We start from the raw sequence: 23,440 nt of genomic DNA, 5'->3' as shown, positions 1-23,440 counted from the left end.
AACGCAACAAACCAAAGGAGCCGACCGCAGCGCGGCATTTATCCCATCAGACTAGCAAGTTTCTCAACAATACTTAGAACTTTAAGGTTGTGTCAGCAGTAATGCTACGTTATCAGTGACGATTAGCACTCAGGGTACCACGACAAACCCACTCTACTTGAGTATAGATCCCTTCTCTATCCAGAGGTAGATTTTTGCTCCAGGGAAACTTTGAATCTCGCTCTAAATAAGTTGTTGACGTGCTTCCCGATCGCTGCCAACCGCTTCACGAGGCTGGTTTGCCCTCGCCCGTTGACCTAAAATCCCAGATCGGCGCGGGCCATTTCTGAGGCTTTAAACACTACCTCGTCGGGCAGTTCTTCCCAGGCGGTGGCCCCCACCTGGGCATAGAAGGTGCTGTCGTAGGGGCGGGTGCGCACTACCACCGGCATCGGCACGGCGTGGCCCAGCACCAGGGCCTGCTGCTTCGAGTCGAGCTTGGCCAGCACCGATCGCAGGCTTTGCCCCCCCGACACCCCAGTAAAGATCGCGTCAATGTCTTTTTCGTCGTTGAGCAGGGCCGTAATGCGGGTGCCAATCTGCGACATCACCTCGTTGTCGATGCCCGAGGGCCGCTGGTCAACCACCAGCAGGGTGACGAAGTACTTGCGCATTTCGCGGGCGATGGTGCCAAAGATAGTCTGCCGCGCCGTGGCCGGGTCGAGAAAGCGGTGAGCTTCTTCAATGGTGATCATTAACTGGCGAGGCCTGTCGACTACGTTTTTGGTCTGGAGGTAGCGATCGGCCTTTTTGACGTAGCTGGCGTGGATGCGGCGAGCGATTACATTCGTGGCCAGCATGTAGGCCAGCATGTTCGACTGCGAGCCAAACTCGACTACCACGTGCTTGCCGTCGTCGATGGCGGCGAGAATCTGCTGAATATAGTTGGTGCCGCTGGCCGCCTTCATATATTTAATGTCGGCCAGCCGGGTGAGCTTGCGCTGCAGCGCCATAATCGACGACTTGCTGCCCATTTTGGTTTCGCAAAACTCTTGAATCTCCTCGTTGGTCATGGTCAGCAGGCGGTTGATCCAGCTCTTGCCAAACTCATTGCGCAGAATGATGGCGTTCTCCAGGCTGGCCTCGGAAAGGTTTAACTCGCCCCGCACCAAATTCAGGTCTTCCACATCGATCTGGTCAAAGCTGATGTAAAGCTCCTGGGCATCGCGCACCCCCCGCCGCTGGGTGGCCTCGGGGTCAAGGGTAAACATCTGCACCTGGCCGGGAAACAGCTGCCGCAGCCCCTTAACAGTGCTGAACTGCTTGCCCTCGCTGACCGCCTCCCAGCCGTACTCGGAGTGCATGTCGAAGATCAAATTGACCGCCGCCCCCCGCTGAATGGTGCCCGCTAGCAGCAGCCGGGTAAGGAACGATTTGCCCGTGCCCGACTTACCAAAGATGCCGTTGCTGCGCTCCACAAAGCGGTCTAAATCGAGGCACACCGGCACCTCCATGTCGATGGGCTGGCCGATCGCAAAATTGCGCCGATGGGGGTCGTCTTCCCAGCCAAAGATAATTCGAAAGTCGCGATCGCTGGCGTCGTACACCTGGCTAAAGTGGGCCGGAATGGTCTTCACCGGCAGCAGCTCCACATCGGCACTGCTCTGCACCGCCAGAGATCCGTAGGTACTAGCCTTTCCCTTCCCTTTTCCCTTTTCCCTTTTCTCGCTTCCCTCTTTCTCCCCTTCCTCCTGGGTAAACATCAGCATCGGCGTCAGGTTAATCGTGCCGTAGGTGCCCGTCCCGGCCAGCACCTCCTGCAAAAATAGGTTCGACGGTTCCGGCGGGTGGGCCAAAATGCGCTGGCTGCCGGTGCCCAGGGTGACATCGGTGAGCATGCAGAAAAACTGCGATCGCCGCCCCTGCACCACCAAAAACTTGCCCACCCGCATATCTTCCACTGAGATATCGGGGTGCAGACGCACCTCTAGCCCCTGACTCAGCGAACCCTGGATGACCGATCCTAGCGGCTGACTCATCCCCATTGGGTAATCCTTTGTGTGAGTTCAGTTGATTTTAATACATCTGTCCTGGTTGAGGATAGGGGAATGGCTATTGGGTTATTGGGTTTTGGGTTCACGGTTCCGCCTGACACCCGCCACCTGATACCCGATACCTAAAAAATCGCCCATGCAACCTTTAGGTTCACGGGCGATTTCAAGCTTTGTTTGAGGCTCGGTGTAGGTTCTAGAACTGAATGCCGACGCCGCCTTGAACTGAGATTGCCATATTGCCGCCCTGTCGGTAGGCATCGAAGGCAAAAATAGCATTGCCAAAGGCCACCAGGTTGCTGTTGGGGAACAGGTAGTCAATCCCCGGCTGTAGCACAAACGAGGTTTTGTCGCCCACATTGGAGGGGTTGTCGTCGCCGCCGCTGACAAAGGAAGCCCCTGCCCCGACATACACGTCGGTGTTCCAGCTCAGGGGCACGTCGTAGGAAACGGTGGGCACAAAGGCAAAATCGCCGCCGAAAAGAAAGGCCTGGGCCCGCACCGAAACGGGGTACCGCAGGAGTCGGTAGCGACCCGAGATCACCCCCTGCACGCCGCCACCCTGTCCGGTGGCGGCATCGCTGGTGACGCCTACCCCAGCGCCCACCCCCACATAGCTACCGTAGGCCACCTGGGCCTGGGCGGCTTCAGGCGCGATCGCCGCCCCTGTAACGGTCGCCGCTGCCGCTAGCAGGGCGGCCCCTGCCGTATGCCCCATCCAACGCCCTAAGCTTTTCATGGAGTTACTCCTCAAACCTTCAAACTAGTGATGTTGGCCGTTTGTGCTGGGCCTATTGATACCGACCTGAACCTGTCGCCGTGGGGCAATTTCAGCCACCATGACCCTCAGCCTGCCGTAAGCTTACTGCATGGTTCAGATTTCAACACACTAAATTTTTCTGTGGGGTAAGAATGGCGCGGAATATTTGGGGAGACAGGTTGATGGGATGGCCGGAGGCGTTATCAAAGGCGTTGTCTGGCGGGCGATCGCAGCATTGAACCTTATAACTATGTAACGATGGACAGCAATCTACGCTGGGTACAGCGATTTCAAAACTTTGACGACGCCTACCAAACCTTTAGTCGGGTGTTTGAGCGCTACCAGACCACCCCCAACGATGAAGTCACTCAAATCGCGCTGATTCAGGCGTTTGAGTTCACCTTTGAGATTGCCTGGAAAACCATGAAAGATTATTTGGAGTACGAAGGCTATAGCGGTGTTGGCAACAGTAAACAGACGGTGCGAGTAGCCTTTCAGGCGGGGCTAATTGCCAATGCTGAAGGCTGGATGGCTGCTATTGCCCGCCGTAATATGACCAGCCACGTTTATAACGCAGTAGTCTTGCAGGAGACAATCGATTTTATTCGAGATGAGTTTAGGCTTTTGGTGCAGGCGCTCTACAGCAAACTCAGTGTCGAACTCAACGCGAAACAATGAGCTACGGACTATCCGATCGGCAACTTGAGGAAATCATCCAGTTCATCGCCGCCTACCCGCAGGTGGAAGAAGCCATTTTGTTCGGCTCCCGCGCGATCGGCACTTATAAACCCGCCTCCGATGTGGATATTGCTATCAAAGGCGATGGGGTGAACTCAGCCCTAGCCGCCCGACTCAAGTTTGATATTGAAGAAGATACCTACCTGCCCTACTTCTTTGACTTCGTGGCCTATGGCACCATCACCCGCGAGGCCCTGAAGCAACACATCGACGAAAAGGGCATTTCTATCTATTGTAAAACTCAAGATATTATGGGAGCCAAGCAGTACTGGACAGACTTTCAGGAGCGGTATGATGCCAACTCATAAAAGCTATCAGTCCTATCTAGTGCAGTCCTTAGAAGACCCAGCTGAGGCAGCGGCTTACCTCGATGCGGTGCTGGAGGACGGCGACTTTGAGCATATTCTGCTGGCGCTCAAGCATGTGGCTGAAGCCCGCCGATGGGTTGTCAAGCCGTCAGGTCAGCTTAATGACAGCTGGGATACTTGCTATCGCTTGATTGATAAAGGAGAAGTGCCAGGGTTTCCCCTAATCGCAAACCTCTTAAATAGCCTGGGGCTAAAGCTTTCTGTCACAGTTCAAGGCAAGCAAGCCGCATAACTATCTAACAACTTAGGCAATTTGGAAAAGCATTTTTCCGAAAGGTGGGCATTGTCTGAGTATTTAAATCTGCGTTAACTCTAGTCGATGTCTATCTGGATCTGCTACCACTGCCCGCCGCCCCCAAATTGAATCAGCCGGAGGGGAAATAATTTGGGCACCATACCGTTCGAGTTCATGGACAAGATCATCCACAGATAACACTTGAAATCCTAGCCGAACTGCCGTCGTTGGAGCTGTTCCAGGACGACGTGGATAAATCTCAAATGTCACACCGCCTAGCTCACTGGTAAAATGCTCTAAACCGTTGCCATGCTTGTGTTTGATGAAAGACAAGCCTAGGCGTTGATAGAACATGGCAGCTTGTTCGATGTTACTCGATTGGATAACAACTAAGTTGAGTTGAACTTTACTCATTTTCAGCGTACGATACCGGGGCTCTCGTTTGAGACGAACGGTGCGTTCCGGCCAGCAGAGCACATTGAGCTATCGCAGGGTTAGCCTGGGCCGGGAACACACCCTACGCATAATCAAGCTTTTAGCGCTTCAACGGTGTAATATTTACCCCTTTCAAACCACCTTGACAGGACTGGCAGTGCCTACGCTATACAACTTCAAGTCTCTCAAGAAGAGCTTTCGATAGGCAATCTTCAATCAACATCCTCCGCCTCTAAAAAAGCTAAAGCTTCTTCTCGATTCAGCAGAGGGGTTTCCTGGGCATCATCCATAGCTTTGTTCAGGCAGTAGTCTTCCAGATTTTCGGCTAACTCTTGCATAGAGTCGCCACCTTGGGGCAGCAATCGCCGCCATAGGTCAATAGGAATCACTACGGCTTTAGGATTGCCGTCAGCATCGGTGAGGTAGTCAATAGCGCTGTTGGTCACGGTAATTTACCCACTGCGTTTAAGGGTTAATTTAGCCCGTATTTCGCATTCCCGCCGCGATGCCGTTGATAGTAAGCAGTGCGCCGCGCAGTAATTCGCCCTGGCTGTAGCGCGATCGAATTACCCCCGTGGCAGCCTGATCTTTGTACTGGCGCAGGCGCTTGAGCAGGGCCACCTGCAAAAAGCCCAGAGGTACGATGGTGCCGTTGCGCAGGTAGACCGATCGCTGTAAGTCGGGGTCGCTATCGAGCAGGCGATCGTGGCCTGCAATGCGCAACACCATGTCGCGGGTCAGGTAAAACTCCTGCGAAATGGTTTCAAAAAGCTTCAAAAAGCGCTCTTTGTCCTCGGGGCTAGTGAGTTCGCGCACGTAGTGCTCGGCAATTTGCAGATCGACCTTGGCCAGGGTCATCTCGACCTTGGAAATCACCATTTTGAAGAAGGGCCATTTGTTGTAGAAGTAGCGCAGCACCTTGAGGTGCTCTTCGGGGGCTTCGTCGAGAAACTCTTGCAGAGCGGTGCCGACGCCGTACCAGGAGGGCAGCAGAAACCGCGCCTGGGTCCAGCTAAACACCCAGGGAATGGCCCGCAGGCTGCCGAGGTCTTTTTTGCCGCCGCGCCGCGAGGGGCGAGAGCTGATCTGGAGCTGGCTGATCTCTTGAATGGGGGTGACTTGATGGAAGAAGTTGACCAGGTCGGGCTGCTCGTAGATCAGCTGGCGGTAGTGGCTACGGGAGCGGGTGGCCAGCTCCTCCATAGTTTCATTCCAGGGCTGAATGTCATCGACGCTGTTGCTCAGCAGGCTGGCCTGCATGACAGCGGTAGTGACGGTTTCGAGGTTGTAGAGGGCTAGATCAGAGAGGTTGTACTTCGAGGCCAGCACCTCGCCCTGCTCGGTAATTTTGATTCGCCCCTTGATGCTGCGCCCCGGCTGGGCCAAAATCGCCTCGTAGGCGGGGCCGCCGCCGCGTCCCACCGAGCCGCCCCGACCGTGGAAGATGCGCAGCGACACCCCGTAGCGATCGGCGGTGGTTTGCAGCGACTGCTGCGCCTTGTGAATCTCCCAGTTGCTGCTGAGAAAGCCGGAGTCTTTGTTGCTGTCGGAGTAGCCCAGCATCACTTCTTGCAGCGGCACGGCGCGAGGAATGGCGACACCCCCTGGCCCCTGGTCAACGGGCAGGGCCGCCTGCCCCTGCAGCATGTTGAGGTATAGCGGGGTTTCAAACAGGGCCTGCATTACCGCCGGGGCACGCTGCAGGTCTTCGACGGTTTCAAACAGCGGCACGGGCTGCAGGCTGCTCAGCTCGGTAGTGGGGTCGTAGAGGCCTGCCTCTTTTGCCAGCAGCAGCACCTCCAGCAGATCGCTGACGGTGTGGCTCATGCTGATCACGTAGCTGCCGCAGATGTCGGGGCCAAACTCAAGGTGGAGCTGACGCACCATATGCATGGTAGCCAGGGTCTCGCGGGTTTTATCAGAGAAAGGCAGATCGCGGGGGGTGAGTGGGCGACGGGTCTGCAGCTCGCTGACCAGCCAGGCCACTTTGTCGGCCTCGGCCAGCTCGCTGTAGGGCTGGGGCAAAATGCGCAGGTACTGGGCAATCTCATCGAGGGCGTCGGAGTGGCGCGAGCTTTCCTGGCGCAGGTCGAGCTGGGCCAGATTAAATCCAAAAATCTCCACCTGGCAGATCAGGGTGCTGAGGTCTTGGCAGTTGAGGCCAGTGGCCTCCAGGTTGCGCTGAATCAGCCGCAGCTCGGCCAGAAACTCGTGGCCATAGCGGTAGATGGGGCTGCCGATCGCGTCGTTTGAGTGGTCGGCAAAGGGGTCGCTGTGGTAAAGGCGCTGGCTGCGATCGAGGGTGTTGCTCAGTCGCTGCTTGATGTAGGCCAGCTTGAGGCGGTAGGGCTCCTGGCGGTAGCGAATGGCCAGGTCGTCGTAGACGTCGGGCATTTTGACCTGGTCTTGCTCTAGCGATTCCAGCAGCTCGGGCAGCACTTCGCTCCAGTGCAGCGACAGGCTGAGCAGGTCGACGAGGCGATCGACGGAGGCGATGTACTTGCTCAGCACCAGGTTGCGCTGGTAGCAGGCGGTCTTCCAAGTGACTTCGGGGGTGACCGAGGGGTTGCCGTCGCGATCGGCCCCCACCCAGGAGCCAAACCGACAGAACCGATGGCGGGGCGGGTCTAGCTCGGGGAAGGTGGTGGCGATCGCGCGATCGAACCGTTGGTACAGCTGGGGCAGCGCATCAAACAGCACCACCTGGAAGTAGTGCAGAGTGTAGTCGACCTCGTCGAGTACCGAGGGCTTGAACTGGTGCAGCTCGTCGGTGCGCCACCAGAGGCGAATTTCCTCAGTGAGCTGCTCCTTGAGTTCTTCCATTTCCCACGACGAGGCCAGGCCCAGACCCTGGGCGCTCTCTTCGGCCTGATCCATCTGGCGCAAAATGCTGGCAATGCGGCGCTGCTTGTCGCGGATGGTGTGGCGCACAATTTCGGTGGGGTGGGCGGTGAACACCAGGCGCACGTCGAGCTGGTCGATCAGGTTTTGAATCACCTGGGGCGGCACGTTCAGCCGCTTGAGCGTGGGAAACAGCCAGTGAAAGGTGCCCGCCTCTTTGCGCCCGCCGGGGGCATCGGCCACGCTGCGACTGAGCAGATCGGCCTGGAACAGGTTGCTGGCGGGTTCTCCGTCGCTGCCGTTGGCTGAGCCAAAGAACGACTGGCCCGCCCGCTGGGCCAGTTCTGAGGTTTCATAGGCGGCCCGGTACTGCTGCTGCTGCCCCCGCTGCTCGTAGTGCTGCTCCACAATGTTGATCAGCTGAAAGTAGAGGGCAAAGGCCCGCGAGGCCCGAATGGCGTCTTCGAGATCGAGCGCTTCGACCACCTCAACTACGGCCTTGACCCGCGCCTCGGCGGCGGTTGGGGCCTGGCCCTCGGGGGAGCACATCTGCCGCAGCTGCTGCAGCAGTTTTAGCAACTCGGGGCCGCAGGCGTGCTCCAGCACGTTTTCCCACAGATCTTCGACCACTCGCAACCGATGACGCAGCAGCAAATCCTGCCGGGAGGGCTGGTCATCCACCGTGGCAGGAGGGCTGGATAGGTCGGCTTCAGCTGCGGGCCGGGTATCCCCGGAGGAGTGGAGCGTTGAACTCATGGGTATAACAGCAGAGAGAACGGGGATATCGCAAAGATTCTATAGGATTACCCTAGTCTGAAGAAGTTTATCTAGATGAACAAATTGAAAACGTTACAGCGGTACGGGAGCTGAGCCAGGGCGCTAAACTGCTCGCTGGTAAGGATCTTAGAAATTTTATCAAGGATTGGTCGGCGGGCCTAAAGGCCTAGTGCTCTGTGGCGCAAATACAGCAACTTCGATGGGAGTTTCAGGTGCCAGGGTTCAGGTGGCGGGAACAGTTGGCCGCTGGATGCGAAGTTGTATTAGTCTGTTACCTCAGCTGTGGAGGGATGGGGCGACGTGGGCGGCATGTTCAGGTGGGGGAGCCGTTCTCCGGCAAAGAGCTGCTCACTGGATAGCCCCGCTTGGGTGAGACCGTCGGCCAGGGCGCGGCCAATGGCAATGCCGATCAGCACGGGGGGCACCAGCAGCCCGACGATAATTTCGGTGGAGAGGCGAGCGACTGGGGCAGAAGCGGAGGGGCTAGACGATGTCATAGGTCGGCAGCGGGGAGAAGGAACCGGAGCTGAGCGCAGGCCTGCCCAGCGATGCAGTTGCCCTAGAGCCATACCCTAGGAGCCACTGCCCTGGGGGCCACCATTGGCACGTTTGATCTTTAATATAGTAAACGTGGCCTCAGCCCGGCCAGGCAGATCGAGGGGTTTTGGTGGAGGCGTTTTGGCTATCGTGCGGGCGGGGCAGTCAAGTTTTTGAAAATTGCCTGCCAAGAAATCGCCTGATTAGCGCTGGAGTTGGTATAAATTAAACCGACTGCGCCGCCGTTCGGCACAATCATCCCTGGGAACATGGCTTTGGCTTCGCTGTTACCCTGACCTCCTATGTCTGTGTCTTTATCACACCCGACTTTTAGCCCCAATTCGCCAGCGGCCAACGTGCTCAGCTGGCTCAGGGAGGCTATGGGGTTGCCCGAGGCCGAGCTGCACATCAAGCTGCGGGGCAACATTCTCCACGTGCTGTGCGAGACCCCAGCGGCGCTGGAGCAGTCAGCGGTGCTGCTCAAACTGGTGCGCTCGCTGCTCGACGGCGGCGACGACCTGGTGCGCCAGCACTACCCCCAGGTCTATCAGCTCTACGTCTACAGCCGCCTCACCGGCAACCCTACCCCCGACTGGACGGCTCCTATCTATCTCAACCGGCTGGAGCGCCACCTGGGGCAGTTGGTGCTCGAAAACCAGGATGAGGCCGATATGAAGGCCACCCAGTCGCTGCTGGAGCAGTACACCCAGGGCCAGCCCGAGCTATCACTGGGGGGCGAGGGTGGCAGCGGCGCGATCGTGCTCTCAAACCTGAGTTTGGCCCGCAAGGGCGACCCGGAGGCGATCGCCTGGTACCTGAGTGAAACCCTCAGCAGCCTGGATGTGGGGGTGTGGGTCAGCATTAAGGCGATTCCCGGCACCGCCCACTTGCACCGGATGGCGATTGCCCTCGACGGTGATTCGGCCAAGGTTGACGAACCGGCTGGTGCTGATACGACCATTTCGCGCCTGTGGATTCTCTGTGAGGCGACCTACAGCCCCGACCCCTCGCTGATTGCCCGCCCCACCGCCGAGCGGCTGCGGCAGCTGCAGCTCACCCAGTTCAAAGACGCCGTGCTGCTGCTGCAGGTGCGGGGCGAAACCAAGCCCGACTGGAGCCTGCGCATTGACCTCACCCCGCCTGAAGAAATGCTGCGGGAGTGGGGCCGCTGGGGCGATGCCGACGCGATCGCGAGGCTGCTCTCGGCGGCGGTGGCTAGCTGGCACCTGGGGGTGACCGCCGAACTCACCAACGGCACCCTGCACCTGATTTGCTCGCCCCAGAGCGGTGACCACGACACCCAGCAGGCCGAGGGGCTGGCGGCTCAGGAGGCCGTAATCGCCGCCCTGGCCACCCCCCTAGAAGACCTCGCCCCCCAGGGCATTCACCGAGCGGTGATTTACGGCCAGGCCGGGGCCGACGCCACCCCTGCCTGGGTGCACTACCTCGACTTGCCCGCCACGGAGCACAGCGCCCTGGCCGACACCCCCGAGTACCTGGGCCAGACGGGCGATTTGCCCGCGATCGCATTCCTGCTCACCCGACTGCTCAACCCCAGCCTCGACGATCGCCTGGCGACTGGGGGCTACCGTGTCCAGCTCCTGCAGCGCGACGGACTGCTGCACGTCATGGTAGATGGTCCGGTGGCCCCCCGCCGTCGCCTGGTGGCACCACCCATTACCGACTACCTGAGCGACCTCAGTCCCATGGGCCTGGAGGGGGTGCGCATCTACGGTAGGCGATCGGGCCAGTCGCAGCCCGCCTGGAGCTACGGCCAAGACTTTTTGGCCCGCCACCGCCGTCTGGTGCCCGAGTCTACCCCTGAGTTCACCGCCTCCGATACCTACGTCAACGAGCTGCTGGTGCGCCCCGAAGGCCCGGTTACCGCAGCGGAGATGGAGGCTGAGCTAGAAGAAGACATGGCCCTGGGCCAGTGGGTGCAAGACCTGCTGAGCCAGGGCCGCCAGCTACTCCTGCGATCGCAGCTATTGACCAGCGCTGCCCCCGACTCTGGCGATCGCACCGACAGCCTGGCCGACCTGGGCCGCTCTGACGGGCTCAAAATTGCGGTGGTGTGGGCGGCGGTGGGGGTGCTGGTGGCGCTCCAGATCGACTGGCTGCTGGGGCAGGTAGTTAGCCCCCCTGCAGCCCAGCAGGCCAAGGCCGAAGTCGTTGCTCCTGAGGCTGTCCCCGAAGCGGTTTCTGAAGCCGCCGATCCCTTTGCTGAGGACCTGGCCGAGCTGGACTGGCCTACCGCTGGCAGCGATAGCAACTGGGCCGGTGGCGGCTTCACCAGCGGCGACGACAACGGTGGACAGCTGACCACCAGCCCCAGTCAGCCGATCGTGGCGATTGACGACCTGGTCGATCGGGCGACGTTTCCCACCTTCAACAGCCAGCAAATGAACGAAAAGCTGGCCCTCTACTACCAGCGCCTGGAGCAGTCTGGCCCCCCCGACGTAATTATTGTGGGCAGCTCCCGCGCCCTGCGAGGGGTAGACCCGGTGGCGCTGCGCAAGGAGCTGGCCACCATTGGCTACGACAATATCAGCATATTTAACTTCGGCATTAACGGGGCCACAGCCCAGGTGGTCGATCTGGTGATTCGCCAGGTGCTAGAGCCCGACCAGCTGCCCAAGCTAATTATCTGGGCAGACGGGGCGCGGGCCTTTAACAGCGGCCGGGTCGATGCGACCTACAACGCCATTGCCGCCTCTCCCGGCTACCGGGAGGTGGCCAACCGGCGATCGCAGGAGGGCGAAGTTGCCACTGATGCTGCGCCCGATGCCGTCCCCGCCGCTGGCGATAGCACGACCTCCACAGGGTCACTGCCCAGCAGCTACGCCGCTATGGATGAGTGGCTGAGCGAGCAGTTGGCCAGCGTTTCGGCTATTTACCCCGAGCGCGATCGGCTGAAGGGCTGGTTTCAGCAGCGGCTGGTGGCGGCCACCCCCAGCCCCGCCGGCTCCAGCCAGGAGGCCCTCGATGCCGCCATGCCCGAGGGCAGCACCATCGACTTTGACGGCTTTTTGGCCCTCTCGGTGCGGTTTAACCCCGCCACCTACTACCAAGACTTTGCGCGAGTTTCGGGCCGCTACGACGGCGACTACGACAGCTTTCGCCTGGAGGGGCAGCAGTCTGAGGCCTTTGCCAACCTGCTCAGCTTTACTCAGGCCCAGGGCATTCCGGTGGTGTTCATCAACACTCCCCTCACCGACGAATACCTCGACGACTACCGCCGCGAGGCCGAATCTGAGTTTCTGCGGCACATGCTCACCCTCTCCACCACCGAGACTGGGTTTCTCTTCCGCGACTTTGCCCAGCTCTGGCCCGATCGCTACGACTATTTCTCTGACCCCAGCCACCTGAACCGCTACGGCGCGTACCAGGTATCTAGCGAACTGGGGCAAGACCCGCTGATTTCCTGGCCCCGCCCTGCTGCGCCCCCCGCGCCCCCTGCCACCCCATGACCCTGCCCTCCCTGGTCTACGCCCTCTTTTTGTTCAGCGTTGTCGGCGTCTTTTGGACACTGGAGTCGCTCCAGGCGCGCCTGTGGCTACTGGTGGTGGCCAGCCTGATCTTCTACGCCTCGCTGCAGGTGCAGTACCTGCTGCTGATGGTGGCGGTGCTGATCGTGACGTTTTTGATTGGCAATGCGATCGCCGCTCCCCTTGACTGGCGCATTCCCAACCCCCGCTGGCAACTGGCCGAACGCGGCTGGAACCGCCGCCGCACCCATCTGCTGTGGTTGGGCATTGGTCTTAACGTAGCGCTGCTGGTGGGCTTTAAGTACGCCGAGGGCCTGCTGCGCTGGCTGGGCTTTGAGGTGGGCAGCGCCCCCAGCGACACCCTGACCCGCATTATCATGCCTCTGGGGCTGAGCTTCTTTGTCTTTGAGTGCATTGCCTACCTAATCGATGTCTATCGCGGCTCTCCGGCCGCGCTCAACTTCTCTGACTTTGCGGCCTACAAGCTCTACTTTCCCAAGCTCATCTCTGGCCCCATCACCCGCTTTCACCCCTTCATTGACCAGGTTGAGCAGCAAAAGCCGCCGGGCCTCAACACCGCTGTCGAGGGCTTGTGGCTAATCGCCTATGGCGCGATCAAAAAGCTGCTGATTGCCGACCACATCGCCATTTTGGTCAACCTCAGCTTTGACAACCTGGAGCGGGCGGGCAGCGCCGACATTTGGCTCGCCACCTTTGCCTACGGTCTGCAGCTCTACCTCGACTTCAGCGCCTACGTGAATATTGCCCGCGGCAGCGCCCTGCTGATGGGCATCACCCTGCCGCAAAACTTCGATGCTCCCTACTTCACCACCAGCCTGGCCGACTTTTGGCGACGCTGGCACATGACCCTCGGCGACTGGTTGCGCAACTACCTGTACTTTCCGCTGGGCGGGTCACGGCGAGGGCTGGTGCGCACCTGCCTCAACCTGCTGACGGTGATGGTGATTGCGGGCATCTGGCACGGCAACAACTGGGGCTTTTTAATCTGGGGTGCCATTCACGGGGCGGGGCTGGTGGCGCATCGCCTCACGCAGTCGTGGAGCAAAGCGGTGCCAAAGCTGAAGGCCTTTTGGGCCACACTGCCGGGTACCGTGCTGGGCTGGCTGCTCACCCAGGCGCTGGTGTTTGCCAGCTGGCTGTTCTTTCGGCTGCCCGAGCCCGATCGCTATACTCTGGCCCTGCAGCGGGCCTGGGGCACGCCCTCAGATGCTCAGTTCAGCCAGCTCGTCTATTTAGAATCGCTGGGCTTTACCTTTAGCCAACTGCTGCTGCTGCTGTGGGGCGTGGTGGGGCTGATGGGCCTGTCGTACCTGATGAAGCGCGGCTTTAAGCTGGAGCTGAGCTGGCCGGTGAAGCTGCTGCTGGTGCCCCTGTTTAGCCTGCTGGCCTGGCTGCTGGCCCCGGCGGAAACGCTGCCGTATATTTATTTCGACTTCTAGAGCGGTAGATTTTGGGGTTGTAGGTGAGTGGGTGAGTAGGTGGGTAGGCGGGGATGGTAGAAATACTGCTGCCTGAGGTGCAACCGACCCTAACGACCGAGCGGCTGGTGCTGCGACCGTTCGACCTGGGGGATGTGGCGGGTGTGGTAGCGCTGGCGGGCGATCGCGCCCTTGCTGAAAATACCCTGGCCATCCCTCACCCTTATACCGAAGCGGATGCCAAAAGCTGGATCGGCGAGCAGCCGATCGCCTATGGCGAAAATAAATCTATTACCTATGCCATTACCCAGGCCGACAATACCCTTTGCGGTGCGGTGGGCCTCAGCTTGTACTCGGCTTACAACATGGCGGAGCTGGGCTACTGGGTGGGTCGCCCCTTCTGGGGCCGGGGATATGCCACCGAAGCGGGTGCTGCTCTGATCGCTTTTGGCTTTGACACCCTAGGGTTAAACCGCATTAACGCTATTCACTTTGGCGACAACCCGGCCTCGGGCCGAGTGATGGAAAAGCTGGGCATGGCAAAGGAGGGCTATCGGCGGCGGCAAACGCCGAAGTGGGGCGTGTATCGCGACGTGGCCCTCTACGGCCTGCTGCGGGAGGACTGGATGAATGCGAAGCAATCCAGTGGGTGAGGGCGAAGGGCAATCGCCCAGACCTCTCGATTTTGGTGAGCGGTGCGGTGCGGCTAGTGGAGAGGTCTGTGGGTGGCAGGGCTGGGGTGGAGCCGCGACGGCACCCTACGATTGACTGCAAGATTTTGAAACGTCTTAAAGGCAGTCATAGGTAGGCACAGCCATCATTCCCCGATTCTCTTTAATGCCCTCAAGCCCCCGTAGCTTCCGTAGGATGGGTAAAGCGAAGCGTACCCATCATTCCTCCACCGCGCCGATTTGGCTAGGCACGGGCCATGCCCTTTGCCCAGCCTACGAAGGACACCTGTTCGCTGCCAGCAAAATCGTTGGGGATTTCATCAACCGATTGAATGTTCAAAATACTCATCAACGCTTTCCACTGCTGGGGGCGCAGTTTCGCCTCAGTTGCTCCGGCAACCCAGCGCTGATACGTTCGCAGCGGAATCCCGCAGTGAACGGCGAATTCAGCTTGGGACAGATTCGTCCGCTGAATTACTGGTTGAGCTATCGCAAGAACCTATTGTCTATGCAGAGGAGGAGGGGCAAGTCATTCTCCACTATTCCCCCGATGACAAGCTGGTTCTGGTAGAGACTCTGGATTTTAGGCGCTTTATGTCGAAGGATGCAGTTGCCGCTCTGCTCGCTTCATAGGTACGTTTTGCCCCTATTACAGTAAACAGCCGCGATTGCGCACCTGTACTGAGGTGGCTCAGAAGGGGAGGGGAGAATTGAAGCTGATTGCATCCTGTTTATGGGGATGAATGAATTGCAGCCGCTCGGCATGGAGGTGCAGGCGCTGCCCCGGTTTGCTGTGGCTGTAAAGGCGATCGCCCCAAATCGGCGCATTCAACCCCTGGGGATGGGCGGCATGGACGCGCAGTTGGTGAGTGCGCCCCGTCAGCGGGTAAAAGGCAATTCGCGCTAGTGCTCCCTCGCGGTGTAGCACCTCAAACTTGGTCTGGCTGGGCTTGCCCTGCTGCCAATTCACCTGCTGCCGGGGTCGCTGCGTCGGGTCGCCCCACAGCGGCAGGTCAATAATCCCCGACGATTTGGCAACAGTTCCCACCACGATCGCCTGGTAGGCTTTTTGCACCTGGCGCTGCTCAAACTGCTGGCAGAGCTGGCGGTGGGTTTCGGCATCGAGCGCCAGCAGCAGCACGCCGGAGGTGTCCTGGTCGAGTCGGTGGACGGGTTGCAAAAACGCTCCCTCAGGTAGGGCCGATCGCAGGCGGGTGAGCACGCTATCCTGGCGATCGCTGTAGCGCCCCGGCACCGACAGCAGCCCCGCAGGCTTATCCACCGCGATCAGCCATTGGTCTTGGTATAGAACGGGAATCTCAAACCCTGGCGGCATGTTCCCAACTTGTAGGGGCGCAGCATGCTGCGCCCCTACAGGGATGTCTGCTGCTGCCAATACCTGAGCCGACAACCCCGACAGCAGAAACCCCATAATTGGCTGGCAGCGATCGGTGCAGGCACCGTAAAATTTCCCCGGCTGTTTGTCGCCCTGGTGTGGCCCCCACCAAAACTCGGCCATGGCCAGGGGCACCAGGCCGAGCTGAGCCGCCGCGTGCAGCAGCTTGGGAGCACAGCAGTCGCCTGTGCCCGTGGGCAGATTGCCCTGCGCCGCCAAATTTTGAATGGCCAGGGATTCACCGGCAAAGTTAGTGAGGGTGTAGGCGGCGTGCATCTCAGCTTGGAGCTGGCGGGAGAGATCGCGGCGCTGCTGCTTGAGAGCGACGATTTCGGCATCGGCAGATTGAATGGTGGCTTCTAGGGAGGCGAGGCGATCGCGCCACCGCTGCTTAAACTGTCGCAGCTCGGCCTTATCGCCGCGGCTCTCCTGCTCTAGGGTGGCTAGGGCTGACGTAAGGGATTCTCCTGCTAGGGTGCAGACTAGGGTTTGGCGGTGGCGATCGCGGGCCTGTTTGCGATCGCGGTGCTGCTGGTTTAGGGTCTGGCGAGCCTCAGCCTGCTCTTGCTGCCACCGAGCGTAGCTCTCCCGCTCAGGCAAGTTCTGTAGAACCAACAGGCGGTCTTTAATCGTCTCCAGCGCATCGAGGGTGCGGGCCTCTTGCAGCGCCACCTGCGATCGCCCCGGTATCGGCGGCACCCAGCCGGGCACCTGCGCCTGTCCCTGCCACAGGCCCGAAAACGCTTTCAGCACCCCGATCCCGGTGGGGGTTTGCACCACCAGCACCCCGTACATTTTGCCTTTCCCCGAGTCAGGGGCTGGCAGCTGCGCCATCAGCCGCTGGGCCGCAGCCTTAGCTAGCGCCGTGCGGGGTAGCCCGTAATGCTGCCTGGTACGGGGGCAATAGCCCTGGTACCAGTAGTCGGCTGTCTCTGTTGCCTCTGTCGGGGCAGAGGCAGGCAGTGCCGCGCCTAACCAGGTATCGAGGGGGTGCAGCAGCAAGTCGAGCACGGCCAGAGTGGGGGATTAATGGGAGGCTTAATAGGGTCGCTAATCTCTCAATGTAGTCTAGGCAGCCAAATTTAAGCGTCGTAGGGGTAGCCGCCTCAAAACCCTGGAAGGTGGCTCCTTTCGCCGCTTTTACCACAGGGCCATAGCGGCTATTGCAGCAACGCTCATAATCTACCTAAAAGAAGATTGGGAATGAATAGAGCACTGCTAAAGTGACGGAGCATGATTTTTGATCAATGCAACACCATTCACCTCATCACCCAAAATTATTCCTATGCGAGCAGACCTTGAAGTTGGAGCTATTCTCCAAACTGATGGACGGTGCCATTTTACACTTTGGGGGCCTGAGCTCGACTCGGTAGAGCTACAGCTACTATCGCCTAAAAAAGAAGCTTTTCTAATGGAGAAAAGTGAGCAAGGCTACTGGACTCAAACAGTAGATAACGTAGCCGAAGGAACACACTATCTCTACCGCATTAATGGGGGCGATCTGCGGCCCGATCCGGCCTCTTTTTATCAGCCAGAGGGGGTGCATGGCCCGTCGGCTGTCGTCAACCTCAACACTTACAGCTGGGGCGATGCCGCCTGGAAAAATATTCCCTGGTCTGACTACGTTATCTACGAAGTTCACATCGGCACGTTTACGGCTGAGGGAACGTTTGATGCTGCGATCGCGCAGCTGGCCGACCTCAAAGCGCTGGGCATTACCGCCATCGAAATTTTGCCGGTGGCGCAGTTTCCGGGGGAGCGAAACTGGGGCTACGACGGCGTGTTTCCCTACGCTACCCAAAACTCCTACGGCGGCCCCGAAGGCCTAAAGCGCCTGGTCGATGCCTGCCACCAGGAAGGGTTGGCGGTCATTTTAGATGTGGTCTATAACCACTTTGGGCCAGAGGGTAATTACACCGGTAACTATGGCCCCTACACCACCGACAAATACAATACGCCCTGGGGCAACGCGATCAATTTTGACGACACCTGGTCCGATGGCGTGCGGCAGTACTGCATTGAAAACGCGCTTTACTGGCTGCGAGAATTTCACATCGACGGGCTGCGGCTCGACGCTATTCACGCCATCTATGACTTCAGCGCCAAGCACATTTTGGCGGAGATAGCAGAGGCGGTAGTTGAGCTGTCTGACCATCTGGGTAAGCCCCTCTACGTCACCGCTGAAAGTGATCTAAACGACGTTCGCATTATTCGCCCCGTTGAGCAGGGTGGGTTTGCCCTCCAGGCCCAGTGGAGCGACGACTTTCACCACGCTCTGCACACGGTGATTACGGGAGAGCGCTACGGGTACTATCAAGATTTTGGCACCTGTGAAGCGCTGGCAACGGCCATCCGCGATCGCTTTATCTACAGCGGCACCTACTCACCTTTTCGGCGGCGGCGACACGGCAACTCAGCCACCGAGTTGCCCTCCCATCAATTCATTGTTTGTGCCCAAAACCACGATCAAATTGGTAATGCCAAAGGCTGCGATCGCCTTTCCAAGCTGGTGCCCTTTGATGCCCTCAAACTAACGGCATCGATTTTAATTACTTCTCCCTACATTCCTCTGCTGTTTATGGGCGAAGAATACGGTGAAGTAGCCCCCTTTAACTACTTCATTGACCACAGCGACCCAGATTTGGTGGAGGCCGTGTACCAGGGCCGCAAACGCGAATTTAAAGAGGCCCACGGGTTTGGTGAACCCGCCCCCGCCCACGAAGTAGCCACCTTTGAAGCCTCAAAGCTGAACTGGAACTTGCGCAACGAAGGGCAGCACAACACCATTTTGCGGTACTACAAGCGGCTGCTTGAACTGCGGCGACAGCTAAAGCTCAGCACGCCCTCCTACTCTAAAGACATCAAGATCACCAGTGACGACGAAACCAAGACCATTATGTATGAGCGCACCCTAGCAGAGGGGCCGCTGCTGTGCCTAATGAATTTCAATCAGGCCGTTAGCATTATTGATGTTTTGCCGACCGATCGGCCCTGGTTGCTTAAGCTAGACTCGGCCGCCCCCGAATGGGATGGGCCTGGGTCATCTCTACCCGAAAAAATTACCGAAGCGCAGTCGCTAGAGCTGCCTTCTCTAAGCTTTGCGCTATATTCGGCGGCATAGCTACGCGGGTGTTTCTCGCCCAACTAAAGGTTCTAGTTTGTTGAATCTTTCATCCTTTTTTGGAACTCGCCATGCGTATTCCCACCGCCACTTACCGCATTCAGTTTAATTCAGAATTTGGCTTTGCTGCGGCCCAGGGCATTGTCGACTATCTCAAAAGCTTAGGCATTTCAGATATCTATGCGTCGCCAATTTTTAAGGCGCGGCAGGGCAGCACCCACGGCTACGATGTCGTCGACCCCACCCAGCTCAACCCCGAACTCGGTGGGCAAGAGGCATTTCAGCCGCTGATCGACACGGCGCACCACCACGGGTTGGGCTGGCTGCAGGACATTGTGCCCAATCACATGGCCTACGACGGCCAGAACCGCTACCTCATGGATGTCATGGAGTACGGTACCAACTCGCCCTACTTCGACTTCTTTGATATTGAGTGGGAAGGGCCTGAGGAGCTGGGCGGCAAGGTGCTCGCGCCTATGCTGGGGGATTTTTACGATCGCTGCCTGGAGCGGGGTGAAATTCAGCTCAGCTACGACGAATCGGGCCTGAGCGTCAACTATTACGGCCTTCAGTTTCCGGTGCGAATTGAGTCCTATGGGCGATTTTTGAGCTACCAGTCGGGGCGGCTGGCGCAGCATTTAGATCGGCGCGATCGCACCTTTATTAAAATTTCTGGCATTCTCTACCTGGTCAAAAATGCCATTGTCGATCTGCACGGACGCGAGTACCGCGACCAGGCTCAGTTTGCCAAGAGCCTGCTGTGGGATGTCTACCAGGAAAGCGATGAGGTACGCGAATTTATTGATCAGAATCTAGTGCTGTTTAACGGCACTCCCGACCAGCCCAGCAGCTTTGATCTGCTCGATGAGCTGCTGGCAGAACAGTTTTACCGGCTCTCGTTTTGGAAAGTGGGGGCAGAGGAACTCAACTACCGGCGGTTCTTTACCGTTAACGAGCTGATTTGCCTCAAGGTAGACAACGAAGATGTCTTTGATCAGACCCACGACCTGATTTGCCAGATGGTGAAGGGCGGTCAGTTTAACGGGGTTAGAGTTGACCACATCGACGGACTGTACGACCCCACCCGCTACCTGGAGCGGCTGCGCCATCGCCTGAATGACACCTACATTGTGGTAGAAAAAATTCTGGAGATGGAGGAAACGCTGCCTGCGGGCTGGCCTATTCAGGGCACCTCCGGCTACGACGCGCTGACCCAGCTCAACGGCATTTTTTGCCAGCAGGAAAATCAGGATGCGTTTAGCCATATCTATCAGCAGCTAACCGGTGAAACGACGCCCTACACTGACCTGGTGAGGCAGAAAAAACAGCTAATTGCTGACACCAACCTGGTGGGTGATATCAACAACCTGGCCCGCTTTCTCAAGCGGGTGTGTCAGCAGTACCGCTACGGGCGCGACCTGACGCTGTATGGTTTGCGCACCGCCATTGAAGAGGTGCTGATTGCCTTTCCGATCTACTGCACCTACGCCAACGAAAAGGGCATTTCTGAGCGCGATTTGGCCTACGTGCAGGAGGCGATCGAAGCGGCCCGCAGGCGTATTCCCCAGCTGGTCAACGAGCTAAACCTGATCGAAAAATTTCTGTCGCTCAACTACGAAGGCTCTTTGCCGGACGAAGAAAAGGCCCAGTGGCTGCACTTTGTTATGCGCCTGCAGCAGTTTACCGGCCCGCTGATGGCCAAGGGTTTAGAAGACACGCTGTTCTACAGCTACAACCGCTTCATCAGCCTAAACGAGGTGGGCGGATCACCGGGGCATTTTGGCCTTTCGGTGCGGCAGTTTCACCAGCGGCAGCAGCAGCGGCAGCAGCAGTGGCCCCACGCCATCAATGCCACCTCTACCCACGACACCAAGCGCAGCGAAGACGTGCGGGCGCGGCTTAACGTGCTGTCTGAACTGCCGACGGAGTGGGAGGCGGCGGTAAACAACTGGCGTAACCTCAACGGCAGCCACAAAACGGTGGTGCGCGATCGCGTGGTGCCCGACGCCAACGACGAATATTTTCTCTACCAAACCCTGGTGGGGGCCTTCCCGTTTGATGACAGCGAGCTAGCCAGCTTTAGCGATCGCATGGCCGACTACGTGGTCAAGGCCGTGCGCGAGGCCAAGGTGCACACCGCCTGGCTGCGCCCCGATGCCGACTACGAAGACGGCTACGTGGCCTTTACCCGCGCCATTCTCACCCCCGGCGAAAAGAACCTGTTTCTGCAGGAGTTTCGCCAGTTTCAGCAGCGCATTGCCGACTACGGCATCTACAACTCGCTGGCTCAGGTGGTGCTCAAGCTGATGCTGCCAGGGGTGCCCGATATCTACCAGGGCCAAGAGCTGTGGGATTTTAGCGTGGTTGACCCCGACAACCGCCGCCCAGTAGACTACAACCTGCGCCGCCACTGGCTGCAAGAGCTGCAGCACTGGGCTGAAGGCGATCGCCCAGGCCTGCTGCAAAACCTGCTGGAGTACCGCCGCGACGGGCGCATTAAACTCTGGGTGACTCACTGCGGTTTGTCGGCGCGGCAGGCCTACTCCGACCTGTTTGAGCAGGGCGACTACCAGCCCCTCTTTGCCCGGGGCACCGCCGAAGACAGCGTGGTGGCCTTTGCGCGGCAGCGGGGCAATCAGTGGGTGGTGGCGATCGCTCCCCGCTTTTTGACTCAGCTGACGGCTCCCGGCGACTACCCGATTGGTAAAGTGTGGGCCGATACTACCCTGGCCCTACCCGGCCACGTGCAAAGCTGGCAGAACTGGATTACCGGCGAAACGGTGACGGCGGCCGAAGACACCCCCCTATCGACCATACTGGCGACCTTTCCGGTGGCTATCCTCATTGGCGAAGCTGCCGAATAACCCCCATGCCAACAAAGAAGGCCGCCCGCGGGCGGCCTTCTTTGTTTAAGAGAACGATTTAGGAGAAGACTAATATTGCTGTGGCTTAAGGTTTTTTATCTGACTCCAGACATATCTTGATCAATCAGTTCTTTGACATGGGCGGGCTGAAGTTCTAGCCAATCAATCATTTGGTTCAAATTCCAGCCTCTATACTGTGCGATCGCGCGAATTTGCGCCAGCGTAATCGTTGGCGTAGGATCGATTAGCCACGATTTGATGCTGTGTTTTGGTATGTTTAACATAGCTTCTAGACGCTGTTTTTCGTGATAACAAGGTTCCTGTTTTAGCCACTCAATTAAAGCTGTGGTATTCCAGGGATAGTGATTTTGCATTGTGCAGAAGCTCATTTGCAATTGTCAGATATTGGGTTCAAGAATCGACAATTCCGATAGTAGGGCTCAAAAGTGACAGCTTTGTGACTAGCGTTTCTACATCAGTTCTTGTTGTTTGGAGCCGCTTTAAAACAAAAATTTTTTGGTTAAAGAATATTTTTTCAGCTATGACAATTACCGACAGGCGTTGCCTACGGCTCCATCAACTGCTGCGTGGCCCAGTAGCTGAAGGCGCATGTTGGGGTCGGTTGTAGCGATCGCCCAACGCACCGCCCCGTACACCCCTGGGGCAAAGTCAGGGCTTCTGATGGCGCGATCGAGGAGAATATCTCTCTTCAATGACTCTAGGCAGAGAATACGTGTAACAACACAAATACGTGAATTGTCATACGCAATGGCCATCGCTATAAATCTGAGAGTCATTGAAGAGCGATAACGTTACCCCTAAAGGCATCTAGTCTGTCTAGGGTAGTGCCGTTGTCTAGACCAAGCAGCAGGCGCGTCAAGATCCCAGGCCCGCTGCCGACCATCGACGTTTGTCTACATCCCGCCAACAGAAGCGACAGTTTGCTCTGGTATGAATAGATTGCGCTTAAGCCGGTTAAACCGCCAGGAACTCCTGAATAATGTCGTTGGTGAGCTCGCTGGTGGGGCCGTGGGCCACAATGCCACCTCGCTGCATGGCGTAGTAGTAGTCGGCCTGGCGCACAAAATGCAGGTGCTGCTCGACCAGCAGTACCGAAATGCCCGTGGTTTTCACAATTTTCTTTACCGCCGCCTCGATGTCGAGAATGATCGAGGGCTGAATGCCTTCGGTGGGCTCATCGAGCACCAGCAGTTTGGGCTGGCCCATGATGGCACGGGCGATCGCCAGCTGCTGCTGCTGCCCACCGCTGAGGTCGCCCCCCATGCGATCGAGCATAGTTTTGAGCACCGGAAACAGCTCGTAGATTTCCTCAGGTACCTCCTTGGCGGCCTTGCCCCGATTGCCCAGCGCTTCCTGACCAATGATCAGGTTTTCTTTCACCGTCAGCCGAGGAATCACCTCGCGGCCCTGGGGCACATAGCCAATGCCCAACCGCGCCCGGCGATCGGGCGAAAGCCCGTTTACGACCTGCCCCTCAAAGCGAATTTCACCCGTGCGGGGCCGCAGCACCCCCATGATGTTTTTCAGCAGCGTGGTCTTGCCCACGCCGTTGCGGCCAATTAGGCACACCATCTGCCCCTTGGGCACCGTCATCGCCACATCGCGCAGAATGTGGCTTTCGCCGTAGTAAAAGTTGAGCCCCGCAATGTTGAGCATGGGGGCCGTGAGGGGATCTTGAAGTGCGGGAGAGGGTAGGGTGGTGGTCATNGNGNNTNNGNA

The 23,440-nt window shown here is 58.3% G+C and carries 19 protein-coding genes; 9 read left to right on the top strand and 10 right to left on the bottom strand.

Translation table 11 applies throughout. The features are described from left to right. Window positions 1–296: 296 nt before the first annotated feature. Window positions 297–2,024, bottom strand: coding sequence for an ATP-binding protein (locus IQ265_RS11280; RefSeq protein WP_194053490.1), 1,728 nt, complete (start codon window positions 2,022–2,024; stop codon window positions 297–299). A gap of 202 nt (window positions 2,025–2,226) precedes the next feature. Beyond that, window positions 2,227–2,769: a hypothetical protein gene (locus IQ265_RS11275; protein ID WP_228037806.1), complete on the bottom strand. Its 543-nt coding sequence runs from the start codon at window positions 2,767–2,769 to the stop codon at window positions 2,227–2,229. A gap of 279 nt (window positions 2,770–3,048) precedes the next feature. Here IQ265_RS11275 and IQ265_RS11270 point away from each other — a divergent pair, with 279 nt between their 5' ends. From IQ265_RS11270 to IQ265_RS11260, 3 genes are read left to right on the top strand one after another with little or no spacing between them, the layout of a single operon-like run. Continuing rightward, entirely contained in the window at window positions 3,049–3,468 is a 420-nt protein-coding gene (locus IQ265_RS11270) for a nucleotidyltransferase substrate binding protein (RefSeq protein ID WP_194053488.1), read from the top strand. Further along, window positions 3,465–3,836 (top strand): nucleotidyltransferase domain-containing protein, encoded by a 372-nt coding sequence (locus tag IQ265_RS11265; protein WP_228037805.1) that lies wholly within the window; start codon window positions 3,465–3,467, stop codon window positions 3,834–3,836. Before IQ265_RS11270 ends, IQ265_RS11265 begins: the two co-directional genes overlap by 4 nt. Beyond that, window positions 3,823–4,128: a transcriptional regulator gene (locus IQ265_RS11260; protein ID WP_194053486.1), complete on the top strand. Its 306-nt coding sequence runs from the start codon at window positions 3,823–3,825 to the stop codon at window positions 4,126–4,128. The genes IQ265_RS11265 and IQ265_RS11260 overlap by 14 nt, the downstream gene beginning before the upstream one ends. A 63-nt stretch (window positions 4,129–4,191) precedes the next feature. On the opposite strand, the gene IQ265_RS11255 is transcribed toward IQ265_RS11260, so the two are convergent. The 4 genes from IQ265_RS11255 to IQ265_RS11240 form a co-directional block, all read right to left on the bottom strand. Further along, the gene (locus IQ265_RS11255; RefSeq protein ID WP_194053484.1) at window positions 4,192–4,545 is read right to left on the bottom strand and encodes a VOC family protein; all 354 of its coding nucleotides are present in this window, start codon (window positions 4,543–4,545) and stop codon (window positions 4,192–4,194) included. Between the two features lie 233 nt (window positions 4,546–4,778). Continuing rightward, window positions 4,779–5,012, bottom strand: coding sequence for a hypothetical protein (locus tag IQ265_RS11250; protein ID WP_228037804.1), 234 nt, complete (start codon window positions 5,010–5,012; stop codon window positions 4,779–4,781). Between the two features lie 31 nt (window positions 5,013–5,043). Beyond that, window positions 5,044–8,163 carry a phosphoenolpyruvate carboxylase gene (gene ppc / locus IQ265_RS11245; protein WP_194053479.1) on the bottom strand — a complete coding sequence of 1,040 codons (3,120 nt, stop codon included), beginning with the start codon at window positions 8,161–8,163 and terminating at the stop codon, window positions 5,044–5,046. Window positions 8,164–8,447: 284 nt separating this feature from the next. After that, window positions 8,448–8,681, bottom strand: a complete 234-nt coding sequence (locus IQ265_RS11240; RefSeq protein WP_194053478.1) for a hypothetical protein — start codon at window positions 8,679–8,681, stop codon at window positions 8,448–8,450. A gap of 348 nt (window positions 8,682–9,029) precedes the next feature. Here IQ265_RS11240 and IQ265_RS11235 point away from each other — a divergent pair, with 348 nt between their 5' ends. From IQ265_RS11235 to IQ265_RS30090, 4 genes are all read left to right on the top strand, one after another. Then, window positions 9,030–12,191 (top strand): DUF1574 domain-containing protein, encoded by a 3,162-nt coding sequence (locus IQ265_RS11235; protein WP_194053477.1) that lies wholly within the window; start codon window positions 9,030–9,032, stop codon window positions 12,189–12,191. Then, window positions 12,188–13,669 carry an MBOAT family protein gene (locus IQ265_RS11230; RefSeq protein WP_194053476.1) on the top strand — a complete coding sequence of 494 codons (1,482 nt, stop codon included), beginning with the start codon at window positions 12,188–12,190 and terminating at the stop codon, window positions 13,667–13,669. Before IQ265_RS11235 ends, IQ265_RS11230 begins: the two co-directional genes overlap by 4 nt. 53 nt (window positions 13,670–13,722) lie before the next feature. Beyond that, on the top strand, window positions 13,723–14,301 hold the full coding sequence (locus tag IQ265_RS11225) for a GNAT family N-acetyltransferase (protein ID WP_194053475.1): 579 nt from the start codon (window positions 13,723–13,725) through the stop codon (window positions 14,299–14,301). Between the two features lie 462 nt (window positions 14,302–14,763). Next, window positions 14,764–14,952 carry a DUF2283 domain-containing protein gene (locus IQ265_RS30090; RefSeq protein ID WP_194053894.1) on the top strand — a complete coding sequence of 63 codons (189 nt, stop codon included), beginning with the start codon at window positions 14,764–14,766 and terminating at the stop codon, window positions 14,950–14,952. 58 nt (window positions 14,953–15,010) lie between these two features. On the opposite strand, the gene IQ265_RS11215 is transcribed toward IQ265_RS30090, so the two are convergent. Continuing rightward, window positions 15,011–16,726: an RluA family pseudouridine synthase gene (locus tag IQ265_RS11215; protein WP_194053474.1), complete on the bottom strand. Its 1,716-nt coding sequence runs from the start codon at window positions 16,724–16,726 to the stop codon at window positions 15,011–15,013. Window positions 16,727–17,000: 274 nt separating this feature from the next. Here IQ265_RS11215 and treZ point away from each other — a divergent pair, with 274 nt between their 5' ends. Together treZ and treY are read left to right on the top strand one after the other, a co-directional pair. Further along, window positions 17,001–18,836, top strand: coding sequence for a malto-oligosyltrehalose trehalohydrolase (treZ, locus tag IQ265_RS11210; RefSeq protein ID WP_194053472.1), 1,836 nt, complete (start codon window positions 17,001–17,003; stop codon window positions 18,834–18,836). 71 nt (window positions 18,837–18,907) lie between these two features. Next, window positions 18,908–21,700: a malto-oligosyltrehalose synthase gene (gene treY, locus IQ265_RS11205; protein ID WP_194053470.1), complete on the top strand. Its 2,793-nt coding sequence runs from the start codon at window positions 18,908–18,910 to the stop codon at window positions 21,698–21,700. 95 nt (window positions 21,701–21,795) lie between these two features. Here the strand turns inward: treY and IQ265_RS11200 are convergent, their stop codons facing one another. The 3 genes from IQ265_RS11200 to urtE form a co-directional block, all read right to left on the bottom strand. Next, entirely contained in the window at window positions 21,796–22,074 is a 279-nt protein-coding gene (locus tag IQ265_RS11200) for a hypothetical protein (RefSeq protein ID WP_194053460.1), read from the bottom strand. 174 nt (window positions 22,075–22,248) lie between these two features. After that, window positions 22,249–22,476, bottom strand: a complete 228-nt coding sequence (locus IQ265_RS11195) for a hypothetical protein (protein ID WP_194053458.1) — start codon at window positions 22,474–22,476, stop codon at window positions 22,249–22,251. Between the two features lie 199 nt (window positions 22,477–22,675). Further along, window positions 22,676–23,428, bottom strand: coding sequence for an urea ABC transporter ATP-binding subunit UrtE (gene urtE, locus IQ265_RS11190; protein WP_228037803.1), 753 nt, complete (start codon window positions 23,426–23,428; stop codon window positions 22,676–22,678). Window positions 23,429–23,440: the final 12 nt, after the last annotated feature.

This window comes from Nodosilinea sp. LEGE 06152, assembly GCF_015207525.1.
Taxonomy (GTDB): domain Bacteria; phylum Cyanobacteriota; class Cyanobacteriia; order Phormidesmidales; family Phormidesmidaceae; genus Nodosilinea.
This window is presented reverse-complemented; position numbering and strand designations above follow the sequence as displayed.